The sequence below is a fragment of the Pseudomonas veronii genome, assembly GCF_001439695.1.
Taxonomy (GTDB): domain Bacteria; phylum Pseudomonadota; class Gammaproteobacteria; order Pseudomonadales; family Pseudomonadaceae; genus Aquipseudomonas; species Aquipseudomonas veronii.
Window position 1 is genome coordinate 99,250 of the sequence record NZ_JYLL01000017.1, and the last position, 22,543, is coordinate 121,792.

Annotated in this window: 19 protein-coding genes and 1 pseudogene; 7 read left to right on the forward strand and 13 right to left on the reverse strand. The window is 60.0% G+C overall.

Annotation, left to right across the window (positions count from 1 at the left end; translation table 11 throughout):
- Window positions 1-146: 146 nt before the first annotated feature.
- Window positions 147-1,052, forward strand: a complete 906-nt coding sequence (locus TU80_RS20035; RefSeq protein ID WP_046381620.1) for a response regulator — start codon at window positions 147-149, stop codon at window positions 1,050-1,052.
- A 207-nt stretch (window positions 1,053-1,259) separates the two neighbouring features.
- On the forward strand, window positions 1,260-1,931 hold the full coding sequence (locus tag TU80_RS20040) for a M23 family metallopeptidase (RefSeq protein WP_017849998.1): 672 nt from the start codon (window positions 1,260-1,262) through the stop codon (window positions 1,929-1,931).
- 3 nt (window positions 1,932-1,934) lie between these two features.
- Here TU80_RS20040 and TU80_RS20045 read toward each other — a convergent pair whose 3' ends face one another.
- From TU80_RS20045 to phoB, 3 genes are all read right to left on the reverse strand, one after another.
- Window positions 1,935-3,275 carry a hemolysin family protein gene (locus TU80_RS20045; protein ID WP_046381622.1) on the reverse strand — a complete coding sequence of 447 codons (1,341 nt, stop codon included), beginning with the start codon at window positions 3,273-3,275 and terminating at the stop codon, window positions 1,935-1,937.
- Window positions 3,276-3,479: 204 nt separating this feature from the next.
- A complete protein-coding gene (phoR, locus tag TU80_RS20050) occupies window positions 3,480-4,802 on the reverse strand; it encodes a phosphate regulon sensor histidine kinase PhoR (protein ID WP_017849996.1) in 1,323 nt (440 codons plus the stop codon).
- 59 nt (window positions 4,803-4,861) lie between these two features.
- On the reverse strand, window positions 4,862-5,551 hold the full coding sequence (gene phoB / locus TU80_RS20055) for a phosphate regulon transcriptional regulator PhoB (protein ID WP_003176964.1): 690 nt from the start codon (window positions 5,549-5,551) through the stop codon (window positions 4,862-4,864).
- Between the two features lie 154 nt (window positions 5,552-5,705).
- Between phoB and TU80_RS20060 the strand changes: the two genes are divergently transcribed.
- Window positions 5,706-6,086, forward strand: coding sequence for a COG4315 family predicted lipoprotein (locus tag TU80_RS20060; protein WP_046381623.1), 381 nt, complete (start codon window positions 5,706-5,708; stop codon window positions 6,084-6,086).
- A 30-nt stretch (window positions 6,087-6,116) separates the two neighbouring features.
- On the opposite strand, the gene ubiA is transcribed toward TU80_RS20060, so the two are convergent.
- Together ubiA and TU80_RS20070 are read right to left on the reverse strand one after the other, a co-directional pair.
- Entirely contained in the window at window positions 6,117-7,007 is an 891-nt protein-coding gene (gene ubiA / locus TU80_RS20065; protein WP_046485965.1) for a 4-hydroxybenzoate octaprenyltransferase, read from the reverse strand.
- Window positions 7,007-7,570 carry a chorismate lyase gene (locus tag TU80_RS20070; protein WP_017849993.1) on the reverse strand — a complete coding sequence of 188 codons (564 nt, stop codon included), beginning with the start codon at window positions 7,568-7,570 and terminating at the stop codon, window positions 7,007-7,009. Before TU80_RS20070 ends, ubiA begins: the two co-directional genes overlap by 1 nt.
- Before the next feature lie 197 nt (window positions 7,571-7,767).
- On the opposite strand from TU80_RS20070, the gene TU80_RS20075 reads away from it, so the two are divergent.
- The 4 genes from TU80_RS20075 to TU80_RS20095 all read left to right on the forward strand — a co-directional run bounded on the left by TU80_RS20075 (window position 7,768) and on the right by TU80_RS20095 (window position 11,015).
- Window positions 7,768-7,935, forward strand: coding sequence for a rubredoxin (locus tag TU80_RS20075; RefSeq protein WP_046381624.1), 168 nt, complete (start codon window positions 7,768-7,770; stop codon window positions 7,933-7,935).
- A 36-nt stretch (window positions 7,936-7,971) separates the two neighbouring features.
- A complete protein-coding gene (locus TU80_RS20080) occupies window positions 7,972-9,120 on the forward strand; it encodes an NAD(P)/FAD-dependent oxidoreductase (protein ID WP_057005217.1) in 1,149 nt (382 codons plus the stop codon).
- A 191-nt stretch (window positions 9,121-9,311) separates the two neighbouring features.
- A complete protein-coding gene (locus tag TU80_RS20085; RefSeq protein WP_003213368.1) occupies window positions 9,312-9,587 on the forward strand; it encodes an HU family DNA-binding protein in 276 nt (91 codons plus the stop codon).
- A 933-nt stretch (window positions 9,588-10,520) separates the two neighbouring features.
- The gene (locus TU80_RS20095; RefSeq protein ID WP_231589857.1) at window positions 10,521-11,015 is read left to right on the forward strand and encodes a type III secretion effector protein; all 495 of its coding nucleotides are present in this window, start codon (window positions 10,521-10,523) and stop codon (window positions 11,013-11,015) included.
- A gap of 18 nt (window positions 11,016-11,033) precedes the next feature.
- Here the strand turns inward: TU80_RS20095 and TU80_RS34030 are convergent, their stop codons facing one another.
- The 8 genes and pseudogenes from TU80_RS34030 to TU80_RS20130 form a co-directional block, all read right to left on the reverse strand.
- Window positions 11,034-11,288: an HNH endonuclease gene (locus TU80_RS34030; RefSeq protein ID WP_428839093.1), complete on the reverse strand. Its 255-nt coding sequence runs from the start codon at window positions 11,286-11,288 to the stop codon at window positions 11,034-11,036.
- 78 nt (window positions 11,289-11,366) lie between these two features.
- Window positions 11,367-11,631: pseudogene (locus TU80_RS34035) on the reverse strand (RHS repeat-associated core domain-containing protein); the annotation flags it as partial.
- Between the two features lie 283 nt (window positions 11,632-11,914).
- Window positions 11,915-12,361 carry a hypothetical protein gene (locus TU80_RS20105; protein WP_057005220.1) on the reverse strand — a complete coding sequence of 149 codons (447 nt, stop codon included), beginning with the start codon at window positions 12,359-12,361 and terminating at the stop codon, window positions 11,915-11,917.
- Between the two features lie 13 nt (window positions 12,362-12,374).
- A complete protein-coding gene (locus TU80_RS20110; protein WP_082643877.1) occupies window positions 12,375-16,721 on the reverse strand; it encodes an RHS repeat-associated core domain-containing protein in 4,347 nt (1,448 codons plus the stop codon).
- 69 nt (window positions 16,722-16,790) lie between these two features.
- Window positions 16,791-17,069, reverse strand: a complete 279-nt coding sequence (locus TU80_RS20115; protein ID WP_057005221.1) for a hypothetical protein — start codon at window positions 17,067-17,069, stop codon at window positions 16,791-16,793.
- A gap of 2 nt (window positions 17,070-17,071) precedes the next feature.
- On the reverse strand, window positions 17,072-21,499 hold the full coding sequence (locus TU80_RS20120; protein WP_057005222.1) for an RHS repeat-associated core domain-containing protein: 4,428 nt from the start codon (window positions 21,497-21,499) through the stop codon (window positions 17,072-17,074).
- Between the two features lie 12 nt (window positions 21,500-21,511).
- A complete protein-coding gene (locus TU80_RS20125) occupies window positions 21,512-21,946 on the reverse strand; it encodes a DcrB-related protein (protein ID WP_057005223.1) in 435 nt (144 codons plus the stop codon).
- A 15-nt stretch (window positions 21,947-21,961) separates the two neighbouring features.
- Window positions 21,962-22,543: bacteriophage T4 gp5 trimerization domain-containing protein (locus TU80_RS20130; RefSeq protein ID WP_420902705.1), on the reverse strand; the 582-nt coding region annotated here is incomplete at its 5' end.

Sequence of the window (22,543 nt, forward strand, 5' to 3'; positions counted from 1 at the left end):
CCGGCCTTTGGTCGGGCGTTTTCGTTTGTGGGCGCTGATTTTTTTGTGCGTGGGGTGAAAGAAAGTCCCAACACAACTACAGAGTTTTGGCAAAATGCCATCAGTCAGGCGTTCTGCGTGCCGCGTTTTTATAGGATAAAGGGTCGATGAGTAAAGTCAGTGTATTGGTGGTGGATGACGCCTCGTTTATTCGCGACCTGGTGAAGAAGTGCCTGCGCAATTACTTCCCCGGGATCAAGATTGAAGATGCGGTGAACGGCAAAAAGGCCCAGGCCATCCTGATGCGCGAAACCTTCGATCTGGTGTTGTGCGACTGGGAAATGCCCGAGATGTCCGGCCTGGAGCTGTTGACCTGGTGCCGTGAGCAACCGCAGCTCAAAGCCATGCCGTTCGTGATGGTGACCAGCCGCGGCGACAAAGAGAACGTGGTGCAGGCGATCCAGGCCGGGGTTTCCGGCTACGTCAGCAAACCGTTCACCAACGAACAGCTGTTGACCAAGGTCAAGCACGCCCTGCACAAGGTCGGGCGCCTCGACGCCCTGGTCGCCAGCGCACCGACCAAGATGAACTCAGCGTTCGGCAACGACTCCCTGAGCGCCCTGACCGGTGGCAAGCCCGAAGCGGTCAAGGTCGCTCCTGTCGCGGCGGCTGCACCGAGCAAAGGCCTGCTCAACAGCCCGCCTGTGAAGGCGGCTGCCGCCGCTGCTCCCGCCAGTGGTCGCGGGCAGGGTCAGTTGCGCCTGTCCAGCGGCACCCAGCAATGCGTGATCAAGGGCCTGAGCATCAAGGAAGCGTTGCTGGTGGTCCGTCGCGGTGAGGTCCTGCCTCAGGTACTGGAAAGCGCGGTGCTCGACCTTGAGCAAGGCGACAACGCCGAAGTCGCGCGCCTCAACGGCTACCTGCACGCCGTCGTCGCCTTCGAGCCCAAGCCCGACAGCGACTGGCTGCAACTGACTTTCCGCTTTATCGACCAGGATGCGCAGAAACTGGACTACATCTCGCGGCTGATCGCGCGGGGTACGGCGCAGAAGCATTTTGTGCCGGGTGCCTGATTCACAGAACGCCACCTGTCCTCTGTGGAAGGGGGCGTGCTCCCGATGGTCTTTCATTCAACATCTTCGTTGGCTGAACTACCGCAATCGCGAGCAAGCCCGCTCTTACATGTGAAGTTCGTTGTTTTCAGTATCGGGTAAATCTCACACGGTCTTGTCATCAAGCCTTGCTAGCCTGCCATTCAGTCCCCCCGGCAGGTTCGCGTCATGCTCATTCGCCTACTGCTGCTCTGCGTATTGGCCACGGTTGCCACGTCGACCCCGGCCATGACCCTCTACAAATCCACCGACGCCAATGGCGAGGTGTTTTTCAGCGACCGGCAAACCCCCGGCGCCCAGGCGTTTGTGATCCGGGAGCGGGGGGCCGTGCGCGTGCAACGGCCGGTGCTCGACCGGCCAAGGCCCGGTTATCCCCAGCAGGCCTACCGCTACCCCTTGCCCTGGCGCGGCGGGCCGTTTCGCCTGAGCCAAGGCCCCAACGGCAGCTTCAGCCATACCGACGCCAAAAGCCGCTACGCCATGGACATTGCCATGCCCGAAGGCACGCCGATCATTGCGGCGCGCAGCGGCAGGGTGGTGAAGATCGAGAATGACCAGGCCGGGCGCGGCAACGATGCGTCAGGGAATTTCGTGCGGGTGCTGCACGATGACGGCACCCAGGGCGTGTACCTGCACCTCAAGCAAGGGTCGGTCAGCGTCAGGCCGGGGCAGCGGGTGGCGGTGGGCAGTGCGCTGGGGTTGTCGGGCAACACCGGCAACAGCAGCGGGCCGCACCTGCACTTTGTGGTGCAGCAGCGGACCGAGGCGGGGCTGGTATCGATCCCGTATGAGTTCAACCAGCCCGTGGGGGTATTGCCCAATTTTGCCTTGGGCAATTGACGGTCAGTCCAGCAGCAGGACCTTGGCCAGCACGATTTTCGGCCCTTTCATCTTCTTGATGATGATCCGCAGGCCTTCAACCTCGAGAACTTCTTCCTCTTCCGGCACCCGCTTGAGGGTGTCGTAGACCAGCCCGGCCAGGGTTTCCGCTTCGATGTGGTCGAGGTCGACGCCAAGCAGGCGTTCCACCTTGAACAGCGGCGTATCGCCGCGTACCAGCAGTTTGCCCGGCTGGTAGGCGAGGATGCCGCGCTCGGCCTTGCGGTGTTCGTCCTGGATATCGCCCACCAGCACTTCGAGCACGTCTTCCATGGTCAGGTAGCCGATGACCTTGCCGTCGGCCTCTTCCACCAGGGCGAAGTGCGCGCCGCCTTTGCGGAACTGCTCCAGCAACTGCGACAGCGGCATGTGCCGCGACACGCGCTCCAGCGGGCGGGTCAGTTCGGCCAGGTTGAACGACTCGGGGAGATGGTCCAGGTTCGCCAGTTCCAGCAGCAGGTCCTTGATGTGCAGCAGGCCGACAAACTCGTTGCGCTGCGCGTCATACACCGGGTAACGGCTGAATTTGTGGCGACGGAACAGCGCGAGGATTTCCTTGAGCGGGGCGTTGAAGTCCAGGGTCACCAGGTCTTCCCGCGAGTTGGCCCAGTCGACCACTTCCAGTTCGCCCATTTCCACGGCCGAGGCCAAGACGCGCATGCCTTGGTCGCTGGGGTCCTGGCCACGGCTGGAGTGCAGGATCAGCTTGAGTTCTTCGCGGCTGTACTGGTGCTCATGGTGCGGGCCGGGTTCGCCTTGCCCAGCGATCCGCAGGATGGCATTGGCGCTGGCGTTGAGCAGGTAGATTGCCGGGTACATGGCCCAGTAGAACAGGTACAGCGGCACGGCCGTCCACAGCGACAGCAGTTCCGGCTTGCGAATGGCCCAGGACTTGGGCGCCAGTTCACCGACCACGATGTGCAGGTAGGAAATCAGGAAGAAGGCGGAAAAGAACGACACGCCTTTGATCACTTCCGGCGACTCGACGCCAGCGGCGCCCAGCAGCGGCTCGAGGATATGCGCAAACGCCGGCTCGCCGACCCAGCCCAGGCCCAGGGAGGCGAGGGTGATACCCAGCTGGCAGGCCGACAGGTAGGCGTCGAGCTGGCGGTGGACGGTGCGCAGGATCTGCCCGCGCCAACCGTTGGTGTGGGCGATGGCCTCGACCCGCGTGGAGCGCAGTTTGACCATGGCAAACTCCGCCGCAACGAAGAACGCGTTGAGCAGTACCAGGATCAGTGCAAAAAGAATCATGCCGAAATCGGCGAAGAGTGTGGCGAGGGTGATACCTGGGGAAGGGTCCATGATGGGGTTTTGCGGGTTCCGTATGTTCAATAGGGGTGACAGGAGCGCCTGAAAGGCGGACACAAGTCGGCCAATGTAGCGGCTGGCGCGGCGCTTGCCTAGTGGTTGCTGCCTGGTGGAGCCAGGAATACCTGCTTTGGAACAATGCAATTCCAAATGTGGGAGGGGGCTTGCTCCCACATTTAGCGTTGTATTGTGTCCGGGCTATTCATCATTCACGACCATCCGCGAACGGGTTACCTGGGGCGGCGGAAAATGGCAGGTAAAGGTGCTGCCGTGGCCGAGCACACTGCTGATTTCCAGGCGTGCGCGGTGGCGCAGCAGCACGTGCTTGACGATCGCCAGGCCCAGCCCGGTGCCGCCGGTGTTGGAGTTGCGGCTGGAGTCGACGCGGTAGAAGCGCTCGGTCAGGCGCGGCAGGTGCTTGGCGTCGATGCCGATGCCGGAGTCTTGCACGCTCAGGTGCGCGCCCTGGGCGTCGGCCCACCAGCGGATGCGGATATTGCCCTTGTCCGGTGTGTACTTCACGGCGTTGAACACCAGGTTGGAAAACGCGCTGCGCAATTCGCCTTCGCTGCCTTTGAGCAGTACCGACGGGTCGGCTTCCAGGGTGATCTGTTGCCCGCGTTGGCCGGAGAGGGCCTGGGCGTCGTTCTTGATGGTCTGCAACAGGCTTTGCACCGCCACCGGGTGGTTATCCGACGGGTAATCGGTCGCCTCCAGCTTGGCCAGCAACAGCAGGTCATTGAGCAGGGTTTGCATGCGCGAGCCTTGCTGCTGCATCTGCTGCAGGGCGCGGCTCCAGCGCGGGTTGATCTCGTCGACGTTGTCCAGCAGCGTCTCCAGGTAGCCGCAGATCACCGTCAACGGGGTGCGCAGCTCGTGGGAGACGTTGGCAACGAAGTCCTTGCGCATCTGTTCCAACTGGTGGATGCGGGTTACGTCGCGCACCAGCATCAAGTGTTCGTTGTTGCCGTAGCGCGTCAGGTACAGCTGGATGCGTACGCGGTCGTTGGTGGGCGAGGGAATTTCCAGGGCTTCTTCGTAGTTTTCCTGCTCGAAGTATTCCTTGAAGCGCGGGTGGCGGACCAGGTTGGTCACCGGTTGGCCGCTGTCCTGGGGCGTCTTGAGGCCCAGCAGGGTCTCGGCGGCGCGGTTCCACCATTCGAGGTTGCCGTCGCTGTCGAGCATGATCACTGCGTCTTTCAGCGCGGCGGTGGACTCCTGCACCCGGTCGATCACCGCTTGCAGGCGCCCGCGTACCCGTTGGTCGCGGCGTTGCAGGTGATAGATGCTGTCGAACACCTCGCCCCACAGGCCGTAGCCGTCGGGTGGCGCTTCATCGGGTTTGTGTTGGCGCAGCCATTCATGCAGGCGCAGCAATTGCTTGAGGGTCCAGCCCAGGTACAGACCAATGCCGACGGCCAGGCTCCAGCCGTATTGGCCGCTGATCAGGCCTACCAGCAAGCAGCCGGTGATCAACAGCAGCAGGTGGCGGATCAGCGTGCCATGCCAGTTTTGGTTCACTTGAACATGCGTCCTTGTCAGCTGTTAAGTCAGGCTCTTGCGTTCAGAAACCGGCTGGCTCAGCCCTTGGTGGAAAACCGATAGCCGGTGCCGCGCACGGTTTGTACCAGATTCTCGTAGGCATCGCCCAGGGCTTTGCGCAGGCGACGGATATGCACGTCCACGGTGCGCTCTTCCACGTACACATTGCCGCCCCACACTTGGTCCAGCAACTGGCCGCGGGTGTAGGCGCGTTCCTGGTGGGTCATGAAGAACTGCAGCAGACGGTATTCGGTCGGGCCCATCTCGGCGGGCTTGCCATCGATGGTCACGCGGTGGCTGATCGGGTCCAGCAACAGGCCGCCGACTTCGATCGGTGCTTCGCCATCGGTCGGGCCGGCGCGGCGCAGTACGGCTTTCAGGCGTGCGACCAGTTCCCGTGGGGAAAACGGCTTGGTGATGTAGTCATCGGCGCCGACTTCCAGGCCCTGGATCTTGTTGTCTTCTTCGCCCTTGGCCGTGAGCATGATGATCGGGATGTCGCCGGTCAGCTCGTCACGCTTGAGGCGCCGCGCCAGTTCGATGCCGGAGGTGCCGGGCAGCATCCAGTCGAGCAGAATCAGGTCCGGTTTGCGGTCGACGATAATGGCATGGGCCTGCTGCGAGTTCTCCGCTTCCAGGCAGTCATAGCCGGCCATTTCCAACGCGACGGCGATCATCTCGCGAATGGGCGCTTCGTCGTCGACGATCAGAATGCTCCTGCCAACCATGCCTAAAATCCTCTTGTCATTTAACTGTCTTGCGCCGCATTAGATAACGGAATTATTGCAGTCGTGTGACAGTAATTTAGCTGCTCGCGCAATTCCCGCCTGCGTGGACTACGCTTTGGGTCCGAATCCTGACAACCACAAAAGGAAGGTTCCGATGACTTACAGTACTTTTTCCTGGAAGGCCCTGCTGGTCACGGCGGCGTTGACGCTGCCGACCCTGGCATTCGCGGCGGACCCCGCGACGACCAAAGACGGGATACTGGTCGATCACAACGGCATGACGCTCTATACCTTCGCCAAGGACGCCAATGGCAAATCCATGTGCAACGATAAGTGCGCCGCCAACTGGCCGCCATTGACGGCGGCGTCCACCGACAAGCCCATGGGCAAATGGACCGTGATCACCCGTGACGACCAGAAGAGTCAGTGGGCCTACAGCGGCAAGCCGCTCTACACCTTCGTCATGGACAAGAAGGCCGGCGACATGACCGGTGAAGGCAAGATGGACGGGGCCTGGAAAGTCGCCAAGCCTTAGTTGGGCCCTCGCGATGAGGGGCCTGGCCCCTCATCGAAACCCGTAATCCGCGACAATCCCGACAAAGATCGCCAACCCGGCCCAGTGGTTGTGCAAAAACGCCTTGAAGCACTTCATCCGGTCCCTGTCCCGGGTGTACCAGAATTCCCAGGCAAAACAGCCCGCCGCCGCCAGCAACCCCAGGTGGAACCAGCCGCCCAGCTCGAACCGCGCGCCGGCCAGCAACAGGCACGCCAGCGCCAGGCCTTGCAGGGTCAGAATGATCGCCCGGTCGGCGTCGCCAAACAGGATGGCGGTGGATTTCACGCCGATCTTCAAATCGTCGTCGCGGTCGGTCATGGCGTAATAGGTGTCGTAGCCCACCGTCCACAGCACATTGGCGATGTACAGCAGCCACGCGGCGGCAGGCAGGTTGCCGGTTTCGGCGGTGAACGCCATCGGCATGCCCCAGGAAAACGCCGCGCCCAGCACCACTTGCGGGTAATAGGTGTAGCGCTTCATGAACGGATAGCTCGCCGCCAGCGCCAGGCCGCCGAGGGACAGCAGGATGGTCGTCGCGTTGGTCAGCAGCACCAGCAGGAAGCTGATGCCCATCAGCAGCGCGAAAAACACCAGCGCCTCTTTCGAGCTGATCTTGCCGCTGACCAGTGGGCGTTGCTCGGTGCGCTTCACGTGGCCGTCGACCTTGCGGTCGGCCCAGTCGTTGATCACGCAACCGCCGGCGCGAGTGAGCACCACGCCGAGCACGAAAATCAGGATATTGATCAAGGACGGCGAGCCCTTGCCGGCGATCCACAGCGCCCACAGCGTCGGCCACAGCAGCAGGTAGATGCCGATGGGTTTGTCCATGCGCGTCAACTGAATGAAATCCCAGGCCCTGGGGTTCAGACGGTTCAAGGATTTGAGCAGGCGTTGATACATCAGCGGTTCTCCGGGTGGTCATGCACCGCGTGCCACAGGCTCGGCAGGAAGATTTCGGCGACCAGCACGCTCAGCGCCCCGCGATCGAACCGCGAGCGGCGCGCCCACAGCCCGTCGAGCTGATCCGCGGGGGGCAGCCATGGGCGCGGGTAATGGCAGACCTCGATCGCCCGGCGCGTGAAGGCGCGGTCGCAGAACAGCAGCTCGCCCAGGGAGCGGCTCCCCAGCTCGTCCATATGCAACCCGTCGCCTTGCAACGCACTGCGCGACGCCACGCTGCGGGCAAACACCCACGGCTGGCCATGCCCGCGCAAATACACCTCGCGCACCCAACCGATGCTGGCCTGGGGCAGGTCAAGCGCCGCGCACTCATCGTCGCGCAACGGCTGCCAGCCTTCGCACAGCGGCGTCACGCTGAAACTGTCGCTGGACAGCCCCGTCAGGCGCCGCGTCAGCGAGCCCTCGTCGAACAGCCAGTCAAGGGTCAACGGCGCGGGCAGGGGGCTCAGAAGGCTCTGGGTCAGCCATTGGCAAGCATCGGGAAGGGCGATTGAGTGCGGCACGGTGCGTCAATATTGGCAGCAAAAGAGGCGGCGAGCTTACCATGGCGTCCGGCTCTTTTGCCGGGCTGAACCGGTGCCTTGTGTCGATCGTACTTGCATCTGCAGGCCCCGATCAGTACAAAACGCGCTGAGCCGCACGGCAACGCGGGATCTATCGACCGTCGGCCAACCTGCCTGGACCCTGAGGAAGCAAGTAAATGAAGAAGTGGCAATGCATAGTCTGCGGCCTGATCTATGACGAGAAAGACGGCTGGCCGGACGACGGAATCGCTCCGGGTACCCTGTGGGAGGACGTTCCGGAAGACTGGCTGTGCCCGGACTGCGGCGTGGGCAAAGTGGATTTCGAAATGATTGAAATCGCGTAATCGCGAATTTAAGAAACGTACTACAAGGAGAAAGGAATGAACGCACCTGTCGTGATCATCGGCACAGGGCTCGCCGGTTACAACGTGGCCCGCGAGTTTCGCAAGCTCGACAGCGATACCCCGTTGTTGCTGATCACCGCGGATGATGGGCGCTCCTACTCCAAGCCCATGCTCTCCACCGGCTTTGCCAAGAACAAGGAAGCCGATGGCCTGAGCATGGCTGAACCCGGTGCCATGGCCGAGCAACTCAAGGCCGAGGTACGCACTCATACCCGTATCACCGGTATTGACCCGGGCCACAAGCGCTTGTGGATCGGCGAAGAAGCGGTGACTTACCGCGACCTGGTCCTGGCCTGGGGCGCGGAAACCGTGCGCGTGCCGGTCGAAGGCGACGCCGCGGAGCTGATTTTCCCGATCAACGATCTTGAAGACTACGCCCGCTTTCGCGCGGCAGCCGTCGGTAAACGCCGCGTGCTGCTGCTTGGCGCCGGCCTGATCGGCTGCGAATTCGCCAACGACCTGATCCTCGGCGGCTACGAAATCGACCTGGTGGCACCGTGCGAGCAAGTCATGCCGACCCTGCTGCACCCAGCGGCGGCCGCAGCGGTACAAGCCGGGCTGGAAGGCCTTGGGGCGCGCTTCCACCTGGGCCCGGTGCTCAACCGCCTGCAACGCAGCGCCGAAGGTCTGGAAGCGCACCTGTCGGACGGTGAAGTGATCCAGTGCGACCTGGTGGTCTCGGCCATCGGCCTGCGCCCGCGTGTCGACCTGGCCGCGGCTGCCGGCTTGCAGGTCAACCGTGGGATCGTGGTCGACCGCCACCTCAAGACCTCCCACGCCAACATCTATGCCCTGGGCGACTGCGCCGAGGTCGATGGCCTGAACCTGCTGTACGTCATGCCGCTGATGAGCTGCGCCCGCGCCTTGGCCCAGACGCTGGCGGGCAACGCCACGGCCGTCAGCTACGGGCCGATGCCGGTCACCGTGAAAACCCCGGTCTGCCCGCTGGTGGTTTCGCCACCGCCACGGGGCGCCGAAGGCGTATGGAGCGTCGAAGGGCAGGGCGCTGACATCAAGGCCCTGTGCCGCGATGCCAGCGGCCGCCTGCTGGGCTACGCGCTGACCGGCAGCGCCGTGATGGAAAAACTGGCGTTGAACAAAGAACTTCCGCCGCTGCTGGCGTAAATACTGGTCGTTCTGTCGGAATAACCCTATTTTTCACCCTAGAAAGGTCGCCACGAGACTGGCGCGGCGTCCGAGGGCATGCCATCCTCACTCCCGTCTGCCGCAGAGTAGAGCCTGCGGCGCCTTGGGCGCTGCTCCATTAGAGAGCAGCACGGACATAACAACAAAAAACCGTCAAAGAGGCTTCACTTATGCGTAAACCAGAACTCGCAGCCGCCATCGCTGAAAAAGCGGACCTCACCAAAGAACAGGCGAATCGCGTCCTCAACGCCGTTCTCGAAGAAATCACCGGCGCCCTGCACCGCAAGGACAGCGTCACCCTGGTTGGCTTCGGCACCTTCCTGCAACGCCACCGCGGCGCCCGCACCGGCAAAAACCCGCAAACCGGTGAGCCTGTGAAAATCAAGGCCAGCAATACCGTTGCGTTCAAGCCGGGCAAGTCGCTCAAAGACAGCGTCAACCCGTAATAGCGGTATCGTCTCGAAGGGGGCGGGGAGGTAGAAAAAGTGGGCACGCCGACTGGGTCGGGTGCCCATTTTTTGTGCGTGTGGAAAAGCAATCGAGGCGCAAGGAGGGGGCTCACGGCTTATACAGTTATTAATATTAGCGGGGCAGAGTTTTTTATTGTTTGTAAAGGACGATTACTTACGCACTGGAACTTAATGGGTATGAGGCGCCACCTATTAGTCGAGATTGCAGGGACGCGCTCAAGACTATTTTAAAGAGGTGTCTCAATGAAACTCACTGATCTAACTTATATTCCTCCAATTACTCCATCACCTCAGCCAACTGTGCCAGGAAACTCAGTTCCGTTGACGTCGGGTAATGGGCAGCAAACGGCTGACTCCTCGAAGATTGTATATGGTTCGAATGCGGGTAACGGAGGGGGTATTGAATATCCCACGGCGAGTAATGAGAAAATAGGTGCTTCTGAGTTAAGTGGCGCTACTAAGGCTGGCGGAGGACGCAGGGGGGGAGGGTCAAGTGGACATGGAGGTTCCGGAAGTGGACCGAATCCAGGTTCGAATCCTCTGCCAAATGGACAAGGAGGTTCGAATCCTCTGCCAAATGGACAAGGAGGTTCGAATCCTCTGCCAAATGGACAAGGAGGTTCGAATCCTCTGCCAAATGGACAAGGAGGTTCGAATCCTCCGCCAAATGGGCAAGGAGGTCCGAATTCTCACGCAAATGGATCAGGGGGCTCCAATCCTCGGTCAAATAAACAAGGAGGCTCCCATCCTCTGCCAAACCCCAAAGCCGCGTCACCTGGTATTAAGGATTCTTTAAAGACCACGCAAAATATTAACGATCTACACGATAAAAATGGGTTCCCGCCGCTCTCTTCTGAACTGGCGTCCAGCGCGCGCAACTCACTTATCAGTGGGGGGGTAAATTTACTGGTGAATATCCCCTTGAATGTGGGGGAACATTTGGCTTCCAAAGCCATCATCGATAGAATCGAAGCGCAAGCTGCAATGCCAGGCGCGGCAAAAAAGAACGCGGACGGCACGACCACGACCGTAGACCCGGCAGCAACAGAAAAGCAAAAAATAGACGCGCGCCTCGAAGACAGTGAAATAAAAACAGAGTTGATGGTCAACCAGATCCTTTCCATTAACGAAGGATCTGAGGCTAATGCGGTTAGTAAAAAATCGGATGCACCAAAAGACACAGCCGGGCGCTTGACCAATCAAGAAAAAACCATGGATGGCATAGAAGCCCAGCTGCAAGACCTGGGTACACGATACGACCTTGTTTATAAGCCGTATGAAGCGCCGAAGTCGTCGGACGCACCGACTGACAAGTCTCGTATGGATGCGATTGAACTGCGCCACAAGCACATGAACAGAATGATTAAAAGATTGATAACGCTTGTAGAATCGGATGTAACGTAGTTTTGATAGACTCTTGATTCAAGAGTGGAGAGTGGCGGATTTGTTTAGGCAAGTCCGCCCTTTAATTTTGAAGTGTTTTTCATACTGTGCAACTGAACCGCCATGTGGGTACGTAGCCTCATAGGCAGACTTTCTGACAAGCTGCATTGTTGTATTGCCGGATTTTGCGTCGAAGTCATCAACCTGGTGCCAGGTATAGTGTTTCTTGGCGCTTCTAGGAATACCTGGTTCTTTGTAGGCTTGAGTAAAGTCGCGCGATTTAGAGCCTTGCATCTTGATCGTCACGATACTTCTGTGTGAGCCTTTTATCGGATACAGGTCACTGCTGCCAGTAAAGTCCACCCCTGCATACGCCCAGCCCCATGGATCGGCCCATCCAATTGGGTTTGGCGCGTATTGGTAAAGATTGAGGCCACCTTCCAACCCAATCGGATCCGGCGTCGTAAACCGCCCCACATCCGGATCATAAAACCTAAACGTATTGAAATGCAGCCCCGTCTCCCGGTCCAGATACTGCCCCTGAAACCGCAAATTCTGCTCTTCAATGTAATAAGGCTCGCGCACCTCTATCTAGCGTGTTACCCCATATCTGATACGTTACCTGCCAGGCCCTGTGTCTGGGGTCAACTTCCCAGCACCGCGCTTCACTTCAAATATATGTGGTTTGCCGTGGCTGTCTTTGGCAACAAACGGAAAATTTCCGCTGCTGCGCCTCCAATTCAAAAGTCTCATCGTAGATCTGGCGACGTGCGATTTTAATTGAGCCAATAGGATGGGTTCCTGCCATATATCAATATAGAACCTTGCTGTTAGTCCTGGGTTTATTAAGCGGGGTATTTATTTGATCTGTGATTTTAAATAAGTTTGCCTCATGTGATATGGTTGAAGTTCGTCGATGTTTATTCCGGATTCTTAAGTTTGTCCGGAGGCAATTTTCGCACTTCCTTACGTATAGCGTTATAAATGCTATCGATTGGCTCCGACATCTGGATCTTTAATGCATCAAAGACCTCTTTTACACCTTTTTCGTGGTACTCAAGGTATTTTTCATAGCCTGTAGGGTCTTTGTTGATAGGTTGGCTGGGCATTCTCAAGGAGTAGCTCACTGCTTTATTTCTCTTAGATACCTCAGGGCCTGTAACATTTAGGTCCAGTAGCCCAGACACGCTTGAGTCCCTCAGGCTCAGCCAATAATTGTCACCATATTTTTTATCGAACACTTCGGTGTTTATTATCTGGCGTTCGAGTTGTTCTCGAATAATTCGGCTAACATGGTGCGATACATAAAAAACAGCAGCGGGATCTGGGAAAAGTCCGCTTATGGCGATAGGGTATGGGTTGCGCATTATTTATCCTCTCTTATTTGCCACATAGCGATTTAGGGCCTTTATAGCTCTTTTTGTTTCCTTCAGGAATCAGTCCGCCAGTTTTTTTGTAATGTGCATCCAATTTGGCAGTTTCGATGGTCTTGGCCGCCTGGGTCGTGCTTATGCCGCTTTCTAGAACGGTACCCTTAATCGTTTTACCAGGATTCAGCCGTTCTAATTTTTCTACTTGTTGGTGAAGTCTGGTCGGGTTGCCGCTGGATTTTGTTACACGGTTCATATCGGCCTTGCCGTACTTGTACAGCTCACCGTCTATTCGAATTTCGTACACACCGAAATTACCTGCAGCGCCGTTGGTGTTGAGATTAAGAAGTCCCCATGGGTCAATCCAAGAGATGGGATTTTGTGCGTATTTGTAGAGGTTGATTCCCCCCGTCAACCCAATCGGATCCGGCGTAGTAAACCGCCCCACATCCGGATCATAAAACCTAAACGTATTGAAATGCAGCCCCGTCTCCCGGTCCAGATACTGCCCCTGAAACCGCAAATTCTGCTCTTCAATGTAATAAGGCTCGCGCACCTCCTCCAGTGTGTTGCCCCACACCCGATACGTCGCGCGCCACACCGTTTCTCCATCTGCTTCGGTCAGTTGCTCCGGCAACCCGTTCAGATCGTTGTGGTAGTAGCGGATTTTCTGCAGCGGGCCGATGCCGTCGACTCGGGCCAAGGGTTCGTAGCCTTCGTCTTCATAGACATACAGGCTCGTCTGACTGTGTTTATGCTCCTGCAACAACCGCAGGCCATCCCACATGAACCGGGTTTCGCCCAGCGGATAGCCGTCGCGGCCATGCTCGGTTTTTTCAATACGCCGGCCCAGCGGGTCATAGGTCATCCTGAGCACGCTGCCGTTTTCATTGCGTACTTCAATCAGCCGGCTTTCGGCGTCGTAGGCAAAGCGCTGCACGCCGCGTTTGGCGCTGCGTTTTTCGATCAGTCGGCCAAAGCCGTCGTAGCGGTAACGCTTGTCCTGATAGGTCAGCAATCGGTTATGGCGCACCAAGCCGCCAGAGGTTTGCGGGCCGTCGAGCAGGTTGGCGGCCGCGTCGTAGGCGAAGGTTTCGCGCTGGCCGTGCAGGTTGTCCTGGCTGGCGATGATGCGGCCGGTGGCGTCGTAGTGCAGCAGTTGGCGATGTTGCGCTGCGGGTTGCTGGTCGAGTTTGCCGATCAGGTTGTCGGCGGGGTCGTACTCGAAGTGTTTTTGTGTGGCCGCCGGCATCAACGAGGGCTGGCTGGCGTGGCGGCGCTGGCGTGCGCGCAGGCGACCGCTGCGGTCGTATTCGCTACGGGTGCTGAGTTGGCCTTGGGTGCGCAGCACTTCGCGGTGCAGGCGGTCGCGTTCGAAGTCGCTGATGACCTGGCCGTCGAGGTTGATCTGGTGCAGGTGGCCGCTGCCGTAGTACAGGCGATTGAGCCAGCGGCCGTCGGGCAGTTGGGTTTGGATCAGGTTGCCGAGTTCGTCGTAGTGATGGTGCAGATTGCCCGCTGAACTTTGTTCGGCAAGCAACTGGCCAAGGGCGTCGTAAGCGAAACCAAGAGCCTGGGTATTGCCCTGCAAGTCGGTGAAGGTGACGGCGGTTAGCTGGTCCACCGCATCGTAGCTGTAGTCGGTGCGGCCATCGTCGGTGGTCTTGGCAATCAACCGGCCAACCACATCGCGCTCCAGCCGATGAACGATGGGGGGCGCTGGCATCTCGGGAACCACCGCCAAGCCATTGCCATAAGGCGCCGCAACGGCGGTCACTGCCGTGATGTTATCCAGCCGGTCGTAGGTGTAGCGCTTGGCGCTGCCGTCGAGGTCTTGTTGTTGGGTCAGCCGATCCCCTGCATCCCACGCGAACCGATAGCTTTCGCCGTTCTCGTTGACCAGCGCTTGCAGCCGCCCATAGCTGTCATAGCCGAATTGCACCTGCCGGCCATGGGCGTCGGTGCGCTGGCGTACCTGGCCGCGACGGTTGTGCTGGTAGAGCGTGGTGTGCCCGGCGGGGTCGGTATAGCCCACCAACTGACCGCTGACATCGCGCTGATAGCGCTCAATGCGTCCGTCCGGCAGTTGGCTGCTGAGCAAACGCCCGTTGGCGTCATAGCTGAATTGAGTGCGTTCGCCGAGGGCGTCGGTGATGACCTGCAAATAGCCTCGCTCGTCATAGCTGAAGCGCGTGGGGTAACCCGAGCAGTCAATGTGCTCGACCAGTTGCCCGAACGAATTCCACCGCAGCTTCTTGCGTTTACCCGTGGCGTCGACGATTTCCACGACCTGTCCATGGGCGTCGTAGCGATAGCGAGTGATATGACCCAGCGGATCGGTTTCGGCGATGCAGTTGCCGCGCGGGTCGTAGCGATACTGCCAGCTGTGGCCGGCGGCGTCGGTTTCCACCAGCGGTAAGGCCCAATGTTCCAGCCACAGCGTCGAATCGCTGCGGCCCAGCGGGTCGGAATCGTCGATCAGGTTGCCGGCCTCGTCGTAACTGTATGCGTGGCGCCCACCCTGTGGATCAGTGGCACTGAGCAATTGGCGTTCGTCGTTCCACTCGAACAACCAGGTCTGGCCGAGGTTGTCGCTGTATTGAATGATCTGATGCTGGGTATTCCAGTGGCGGCTGCTGACGCGTTGCAAGCCGTCCGTAATGCGGGTGAGGCCGGCTTTCAAGTCATAGTCGAACTGGTAGGCGTCACCCTCGTCGGTCCAGTGCCGGACCACGCGCCATTCCAGGTCTTCGACCAGCGCCCATTCATAGAAGCAACGCAACCCGGTGGGCAACTGATGCTCCACCATCCGGCGCCCGGCGTCGTAGGCGAAGCGCCGCTGCACCTGGCCGGTGGTATCGCGTACCTCAGCCAGATTTCCCGCCGTGTCGTAGGTATAGCTGACGAGCACTTCGCGGCGTTGATCGGGATAGATGCGTTCGATATGAGTGACGCGTTCACGCTCGCGCACCAGTTCGACTTGCACCAGATCGAAAGTATCGTGCAGGCGCACCAGGCGCCCGGCGGCGTCATAGTCGACGTGGATACGGTTGTCGTTGCGGTCACCGAGCTGAGTCAGGCGGAGCAAGCCGGCATTGGTCGGGGTCGGTTCGAACAGCCGGTACAGGCCGTCATCACTTTCGATCAGCAATTGCCCGTTGAGGTGGCGCCGCACGGAGAGTCCTTCACCGGCGCTGAACACCGCGCCGCCCAGGGCAATCGAGCCCATGTCGATCGGTCGGCCCTGCTCATCGGTGTAGACCAGCGTATCGCCGCCGTCGGGATGAGGGCGGATCTCGACGCACACCTCATAGGCGACACTCCAGCCCGCGCCGAACAGACTGCCGGGGCGTTCGTCGCGGCTGTTGTAGATGCGTTGCCAGTCGATTGGCAGGATGCCGGGCAGCACGAAATCCAGCTCCTCGACATCGCCCAGCACTTTCGCGCCGGTCGCCGCATGCACCGGGTTGGACGAGCCCATGGCCGCGTTGGCCATCGCGCCCATTGCACTGCTGACCGCCATCGAAGTCGCGCCGCCGATCAGCATGCACGGCAGCTTGCTGAAGAACTTGCCCTTGCCGCCCTTGAGCATCAACAACGCCGTGACTGCGAGCCCGACGCCGGGTGTCTTGCCGCTGCGGATTTCCCGCACCACCACTGAGCCGCCGCCAATCGTCACGTTGGGTGAAATCAGCCCGGAAGACACCACGCTGGCGTCGCACGTACTGCGGTCGCCGCTGCGCACCGCTGGTTGGCCATTGATCGTGACCTTGGACGAACCTTCGGCGAGAAACTGCGGCGGCATCGGTGGATGCTTCATGCACGCGACCAGGTCCAGCGGCTTTGGCACGGCGCCTGGCGCCGGAGTGGCAACCGTGGGGCGCCACATCTGCGAGAAGAAACTCTCGGCCATGTCCAGATAACTGGCCTCGGGTTCCGGCTCGGGTGCTTCCAGTTCGGTGCCTGCCGGCGCCACATGAGAGCTGATCGCCCCGGCGGCCCGGGCGGCAGGGATGTTGTTAGTCAGGGTATCGGTTGAGCCGGTGAGAATATTCGCCTGTACCGTGGGCGGGAAAAGGGCATTGCTGAAGCTATCGCATAAATTCGTCAGGCCTTTGTCTGCACCGGTCTTGCTCATGGCGAGGCCAACAATCGTGCCCACCACCGCGCCCAACAGGAAGCAGCCAAGCCCGCCGGTGGCGACGGTAATGCCAGTGGCGGCAACCACGGCCGCAGTCGCCACCGCAGTGATCGCGATATTGGCAGCCACCTCCAGCACACCGCCGAGGATGTCGGCCATCATCGAGGTGTGGGCCAGTGCATCGCCCATGCGAGCGGCCCAGAGTGCGTCAGACATACGCGGTGCCCAGGGCCGTGGCGATTTTCTTGAGACCTTCCATAGTCAATCAGTTGCTCCCTCGTCTGGTTACGGCATGCTCATCAAGGCTGTTCGCAGGCGTTTGATCAGCCGCGGATCTTCAAGGCAGTCGACAGGCCGCACATTGTCGAGAGCGGGAACTTTGCGTTCGATCCACCACAGCCCTTCCTTGAGCCCTCGCTTGCCTCGCAGCACAACGGCCACGTCGAGGTCGCCGGCCAATGCTTGCGCCAGGGTGCGCGCGTCTTCGTCCAGATAGTCTTCTTTGTACAGCGCTACCATGCTTTGCCAGTCGGCATCGCCGGGGTATTCATCTTCAAGTGGCATGATCAGAATCCTGCAAATGATATTAAGTTACTGCCGGTCGGGTTTCGCGCGGATGGGGCAAGAATCCCATCATAGCCATTGGCTTTTGCCCAGCTGCCGATCTGGTGAGTTTCGGTGTATTTGTTACCCGTAATGCTTTTGAGTGATACGCCTAACTGTTTGCGCACGTCGGCGCGCGTTAAGTCCAGCACGTTGTTTAGCTGCACCTTTTTGCTGACCAGTACCCGTGTGGACAGGTCGACATCCCAGTGGGTGACTTCGCCCAATGCGGTCTTTCGCGAGTTGGCGCCATACACGCCACCCAGTCCCCTGGCCGTGTACCGGTGTCGGGACTCCACATTCCACTTGTGTGCCTGCCAGGTCGTACCGATGCGTCCGGGCTCCTCGAATCGATACACCGTGCGATTGACCTTACGCCCCTTGGGTGGGCTTGAGCACTTCATCAGGCCCAGCGGGTCGATCCAGCTCAGGGGGTTGGGTGCGTACTGGTAGAGGTTAAGGCCGCCGGCCAGGCCGATAGGGTCGGGCGTCGTGAAGCGTCCGATCTGCGGATCGTAAAAGCGCAGCGTGTTGTAGTGCAGCCCGGTTTCTCGATCCAGGTACTGGCCCTGAAAGCGCAGGTTCTGTTCTTCGATGTAATAGGGCTCGCGGGTTTCCTCGACGGTATTGCCCCAGACTTCATAACGCGCCTTCCATACCGTATGGCCGTCGCTTTCCGTGAGCTGCTCGGGCAGGCCATTGGGGTCGTTGTGATAGTAGCGAACCTTTTGCAGAGCCCCGAGGCCATCGACGCGTGCGACGGGTTCGTAGCCCTCGTCGGCATAGATATAGAGGCTGGTCCGCTGGTTGCAGCGCTCCTGCAACAACTGCATCGCGTCCCAGGTGAATAGCGTCTGGCTCTGCTGGACACCGTTACGGTCAAACAATGTTTTGGCGATCCGTCGGCCCAGCGGGTCGTAGGTCATTTTGACCGTGGAGCCGTCGTTGTTGTTCACCTGCACCAGCCGCTGCTCGGCGTCATAGCTGAAGCGTTGGGTGCCGCGCTGGGTGCTGTATTTTTCGACCATGCGGCCGAAACCGTCGTAGCGGTAACGCTTGTCCTGATAGGTCAATAACCGGTTGTGGGCCACATGCCCGAGGCCATCTTGCAAATTGGCGGCCGGGTCGTAGGCGAAGGCTTCACGTTGACCCAGAAGGTTGTCCTGGCTGGCGAGAATGCGACCGGTGGCATCGTAGTGCAGCAGTTGGCGGTGTGTCGTGCCCGGGTGGCTGACAAAGCGCTCGACCAACTGGTCGCTGTCGTCATAGCCAAAGCGTGTTTGTGTTGCTGGCACCAGCAGCGACTGGTCCTGTTGCCGACGCTGACGGGCGCGGAGTCGTCCGCTGCGGTCGTACTCGCTGCGGGTGCTGATACGGCCCTGGGTGCGCAGGACTTCCCGGTGAAACCGATCACGCTCGAAATCACTGATGACCCTGCCATCAAGATTGATCTGGTGCAGATGCCCGCTGCCGTAGCGCAGGCGGTTGAGCCAACGGCCGTCAGGAAGCTGGGTCTGAACCAGATTGCCCAGCTCGTTGTAACGGTGTTCCAAACTGCCGGCGGCGCTGTGTTCGAGAACCAGTTGGCCGAGGACGTCATAACCGAATCCCAGACTCTGTTGGCCGTCACGCCCGGTGAACGTGATGGATGTGACTTGATCCAGCTCGTCATAGCAATATTCGGTGCGCCCATCCAGGGTGTTCTTGGCGACCAGCCGACCTGCGGCATCCCGTTCCAGGTCGTGAATGATGGCTGTCTCGGTGCCGTGTACTGCGATCGTCTCTACCTGCGTGACGTTGTCCAGTGGGTCGTAGGCGTAGCGCTTGAGACTGCCGTCCAGGCGGTGTTCCTGGGTCAACCGGTCGCCGGCGTCCCAGTCGAACCGGTAGCGTTCACCGTTCTCGTTGGTCAGGCTTTGCAGGCGGCCGTAAGCATCATGGTTCAACGTCACGCGGCGGCCATGGGCGTCAATGCGCTGATGTAACTGGCCACTCAGGGCATGCTGGAAGTAGGTAGTGTTGCCAGCGGGGTCGCGATAGCCGATGACCTGACCACAGGCGTCGTGCTCATAGTGTTCGCTGCGGCCGTCGGGCAATTGCTTGCGGGTGAGTCGGCCTTGATCGTCATAGCTGAACACCGTGCGCTCGCCCAGTGCATCGGTGCTGGTCAGCAGCAGGCCGCGCTCGCAGTAGCTCAAGCGAGTGGTCATTCCCGAACAGTCGGTGTGCTCGCTTAACTGGCCGAGCGGCGTCCAGCGCAGGGTTTTGCTCTTGCCACTGGCATCGGTGATTTGCACGACTTGCCCGTGGGCATCATGACGATAGGCCGTGACGTTCCCAGCAGCGTCGGTTTCGCTGACGCAATTGCCGCGCGAGTCGTAACGGTATTGCCAGGTATTGCCTGCGGCGTCGGTTTCTGCCAGCGGTAGTGCCCAATGTTCCAGCCACAAGGTCGATTCGCTGCGCCCCAAGGGGTCGAGCGTCTCGCTCAGGTTACCGGCTTCGTCGTAGCTGAATTGGTAGTGCCCGCCGTTGGGATCGGTGGCGCCCAGCAGTTGGCTTTCATCATTCCATTGGAAGGCCCAGGTACGTCCGAGCACATCGATAGACTCGATGATCTGATGCTGTTGATCCCATCGGCGGATGCTGATTCGCTCCAGCCCGTCGGTGATGCGGGTGATGCCAGCGTCCAGTTCGTAGTGGTAATCGTAGGTGTCCCCGGCGTCTGTCCAGTGCCGGACCACACGCCACTCACGGTCTTCCACCAGGGCCCACTGGTAGAAACAGCGCAAGCCGGTGGGCAATTGATGCTCGACCATACGCTGCCCGGCATCGTAGACAAATCGACGTTTAACCTGGCCGTCGGATTGACGTACACAAGCCAGATCGCCACGGCTGTCGTAGCTGTAATGCATCAGCACTTCGCGGCGCTGGTCGGGGTAAAGCCGCTCGATCTGGCTGACGCGGCGCTGCCAGGTTGCGTCGTATGCCAGTTCAACCTTGACCAGGTCAAAGGTGTCCCGAAGCCGCAGCAGGCGACCGTCGTTGTCATAATCCAGGTAGATACGGTTGTCGTTGCGATCACCTAATTGACTAAGGCGCAGCAAGGTAGCGTTCTGTGGCGCCGGGTCGAACAACCGATACAGACCGTCGGCACTTTCGATCAGCAACTGACCGCCCAGGTGGCGCCTGACGCTGAGCCCCTCGCCAGCACTGAACACGGCGCCGCCCAAGGGGATCGATCCCATGTCGATGCGTCGGCCTTGCTCGTCGACGTACACCAGGTGTTCGCCGCCTTCCGGGTGGCGCAGCAAGTGGACGCTGACCTCATAGGACAGGCTCCAGCCGGCACCGAACAAGCCATCCTGGCGCTCGTCCCGGCTGTTGTAGAAACGTTGCCAGTCGATGGGCATGATGCCAGGCAGGGCAAAATCCAATTCCTCGGAACCGCCGAGTACCTTGGCTCCGGTACTGGCGTGAACAGGGTTAGGCGAGCCCATGGTCGCATTGGCCAGGGCGCCCATGGCCTGGCTGACCACAAACGAATTGACGCCTGCGAGCAGCATACAAGGCAGGTTGCTGAGGAACTTGCCTTTGCCCCCTTTGAGCATCATCAAGGCGGTAACGGCGAGGCCTACACCCGGTGTTTTGCCGCTGCGTATCTCGCGCACCACCACTGAGCCACCGCCGATGGTCACGTTCGGCGAGATCAGCCCCGACGACACCACCGTCGCGTCGCAAGTGCTACGGTCGCCGCTGCGCACGGCGGGCTGACCGTTGATCGTGACTTTTTCCGAGCCCTCGGCGAGAAACTGCGGCGGCATCGGAGGATGCTTCATGCACGTCACCAGGTCCAACGGTTTGGGGACTGCGCCGGGGGCCGGGGTGGCGACGGTAGGGCGCCACATTTGTGAAAAGAACCCCTTGGCCATATCCAGGTAGCTGGGCTCTTCGCTGTGTTCCGGCTTCGACGGTGGTTCTTCGGCTTCGGTGCCGGAGGGGGCGACATGGGATGGCACCGTGCCGGCTGCCCGTGCAGCGGGGGTTGAGTTGATCAGGGTGTCAGTGGAGCCGCTGACAATCGTCGCCATGACGGCGGGAGGGAACAGCGCGTTGCCGATGCCTTCGCACATCGTGCTCAAGCCTTTGTCGGCACCGGTTTTGCTCATGGCGATGCCGACAACCACGCCGACGACGGCACCCAACACGCACGCGCCCAGCCCCCCCGTCGCAACGGTGATACCGGTCGCCGCCACCACCGCAGCCGTGGCCAACGCCGTTATCGCCACGTTAGCCGCGACCTCGAGCACACCGCCAAGGATGTCGGCCATCACTGAGGTATGGGACAAGCCATCCCCCAACCGTGCGGCCCAGAGCAGTGCGTCAGACATTGAGGCGCGTCGTCACTGTGGCATGTCGAAGGACAGCGAGTTTTTGATCAAAGCCCAATGCGCCGCCTCGGCATCCCCCAGCGTGTCTGCCTTGACGTAACTCAAGGCGAGCATCTTGCGCGTCCCTGGCAACACCAACGCCAGTTGATACTGGAACACCTTGTCATTGCCCTTGTTGAACTGGCTGCGCAGCTCGATACCTTCCACCTCTTGGGCGGCGCCCAAGCGCACGGTGACGCTCGGTTGGCAGCGCAAGTCCTGCACCTGTTTTTCCAGGCGCTTGAGTTGGTCGTCGAAATTGCTGTGCAGGGTTTCGCCTTCGGCGAGCAGGCTGCGGCTGACGATCAGAGAAGTGCCCAGCTCGGGGAACTTGAGGATATTGATCGACGCGTCCTGCAGCTCGCCGGCCGGCAGTTGGAACTGGAATTCGTTGATTCGGTACGTCATGGAAGACAGGTCTCGTCAGGAGCTTTTAGGCGCGGGGAACGCGGCTTTGATGTTGGCGTCGATGCTGGCTTTTATGCCTTGGCCATCGGGCGTCGCGCCGGGGCCGCCGCCATTGTTCAGGTGCAGCACGCCGCCGGTGTTGAACTCGGCATCGCCGCTGGCGTAGAAGCTGATTTGCACGCCGGTGAGGTTGATCTGCCCGCTGGCGTTCAACTCCAGGATGCTTTCGCCGCAGACCAGGCGTAGGTTTTCGCCCACTTCGATGACGTAGCTCTGGCTGATGCTGTCGGTCTTCCTCTGGCCCACCGAGAGGATGTCTTCCTGCTTGACGATGCGCAGGCGGTTGTTGCCAATCGTCACCGTCTCGTTGTGCCCAATACTCTTGTTGCGGTCATGCCCCACCGAATGGCTCTCATCCACCTCGACGACGATGTCCTGATTGCGCTCGGCATGGATATACAACTGCTCCAACCCCTTCTTGTCCTCCATGCGGATTTCATTGAAGTTGGCCGGCGTGCCGCCCTTGCTCGAACGACTTTTCATGCCGCTCTGGGTCGCGTTCTCCGGCAAATCGTAGGGCACCGTCTGCTCCGCGTT

Bases quoted from the DNA above. Each gene is read 5' to 3' on its own strand.
- TU80_RS20035 (WP_046381620.1), top strand. From the start codon at position 147: ATGAGTAAAGTCAGTGTATTGGTGGTGGATGACGCCTCGTTTATTCGC.
- TU80_RS20040 (WP_017849998.1), top strand. From the start codon at position 1,260: ATGCTCATTCGCCTACTGCTGCTCTGCGTATTGGCCACGGTTGCCACG.
- TU80_RS20045 (WP_046381622.1), bottom strand. From the start codon at position 3,275: ATGGACCCTTCCCCAGGTATCACCCTCGCCACACTCTTCGCCGATTTC.
- phoB (WP_003176964.1), bottom strand. From the start codon at position 5,551: ATGGTTGGCAGGAGCATTCTGATCGTCGACGACGAAGCGCCCATTCGC.
- TU80_RS20060 (WP_046381623.1), top strand. From the start codon at position 5,706: ATGACTTACAGTACTTTTTCCTGGAAGGCCCTGCTGGTCACGGCGGCG.
- ubiA (WP_046485965.1), bottom strand. From the start codon at position 7,007: ATGTATCAACGCCTGCTCAAATCCTTGAACCGTCTGAACCCCAGGGCC.
- TU80_RS20075 (WP_046381624.1), top strand. From the start codon at position 7,768: ATGAAGAAGTGGCAATGCATAGTCTGCGGCCTGATCTATGACGAGAAA.
- TU80_RS20080 (WP_057005217.1), top strand. From the start codon at position 7,972: ATGAACGCACCTGTCGTGATCATCGGCACAGGGCTCGCCGGTTACAAC.
- TU80_RS20085 (WP_003213368.1), top strand. From the start codon at position 9,312: ATGCGTAAACCAGAACTCGCAGCCGCCATCGCTGAAAAAGCGGACCTC.
- TU80_RS34030 (WP_428839093.1), bottom strand. From the start codon at position 11,288: ATGCAAGGCTCTAAATCGCGCGACTTTACTCAAGCCTACAAAGAACCA.
- TU80_RS20105 (WP_057005220.1), bottom strand. From the start codon at position 12,361: ATGCGCAACCCATACCCTATCGCCATAAGCGGACTTTTCCCAGATCCC.
- TU80_RS20110 (WP_082643877.1), bottom strand. From the start codon at position 16,721: ATGTCTGACGCACTCTGGGCCGCTCGCATGGGCGATGCACTGGCCCAC.
- TU80_RS20115 (WP_057005221.1), bottom strand. From the start codon at position 17,069: ATGCCACTTGAAGATGAATACCCCGGCGATGCCGACTGGCAAAGCATG.
- TU80_RS20120 (WP_057005222.1), bottom strand. From the start codon at position 21,499: ATGTCTGACGCACTGCTCTGGGCCGCACGGTTGGGGGATGGCTTGTCC.
- TU80_RS20125 (WP_057005223.1), bottom strand. From the start codon at position 21,946: ATGACGTACCGAATCAACGAATTCCAGTTCCAACTGCCGGCCGGCGAG.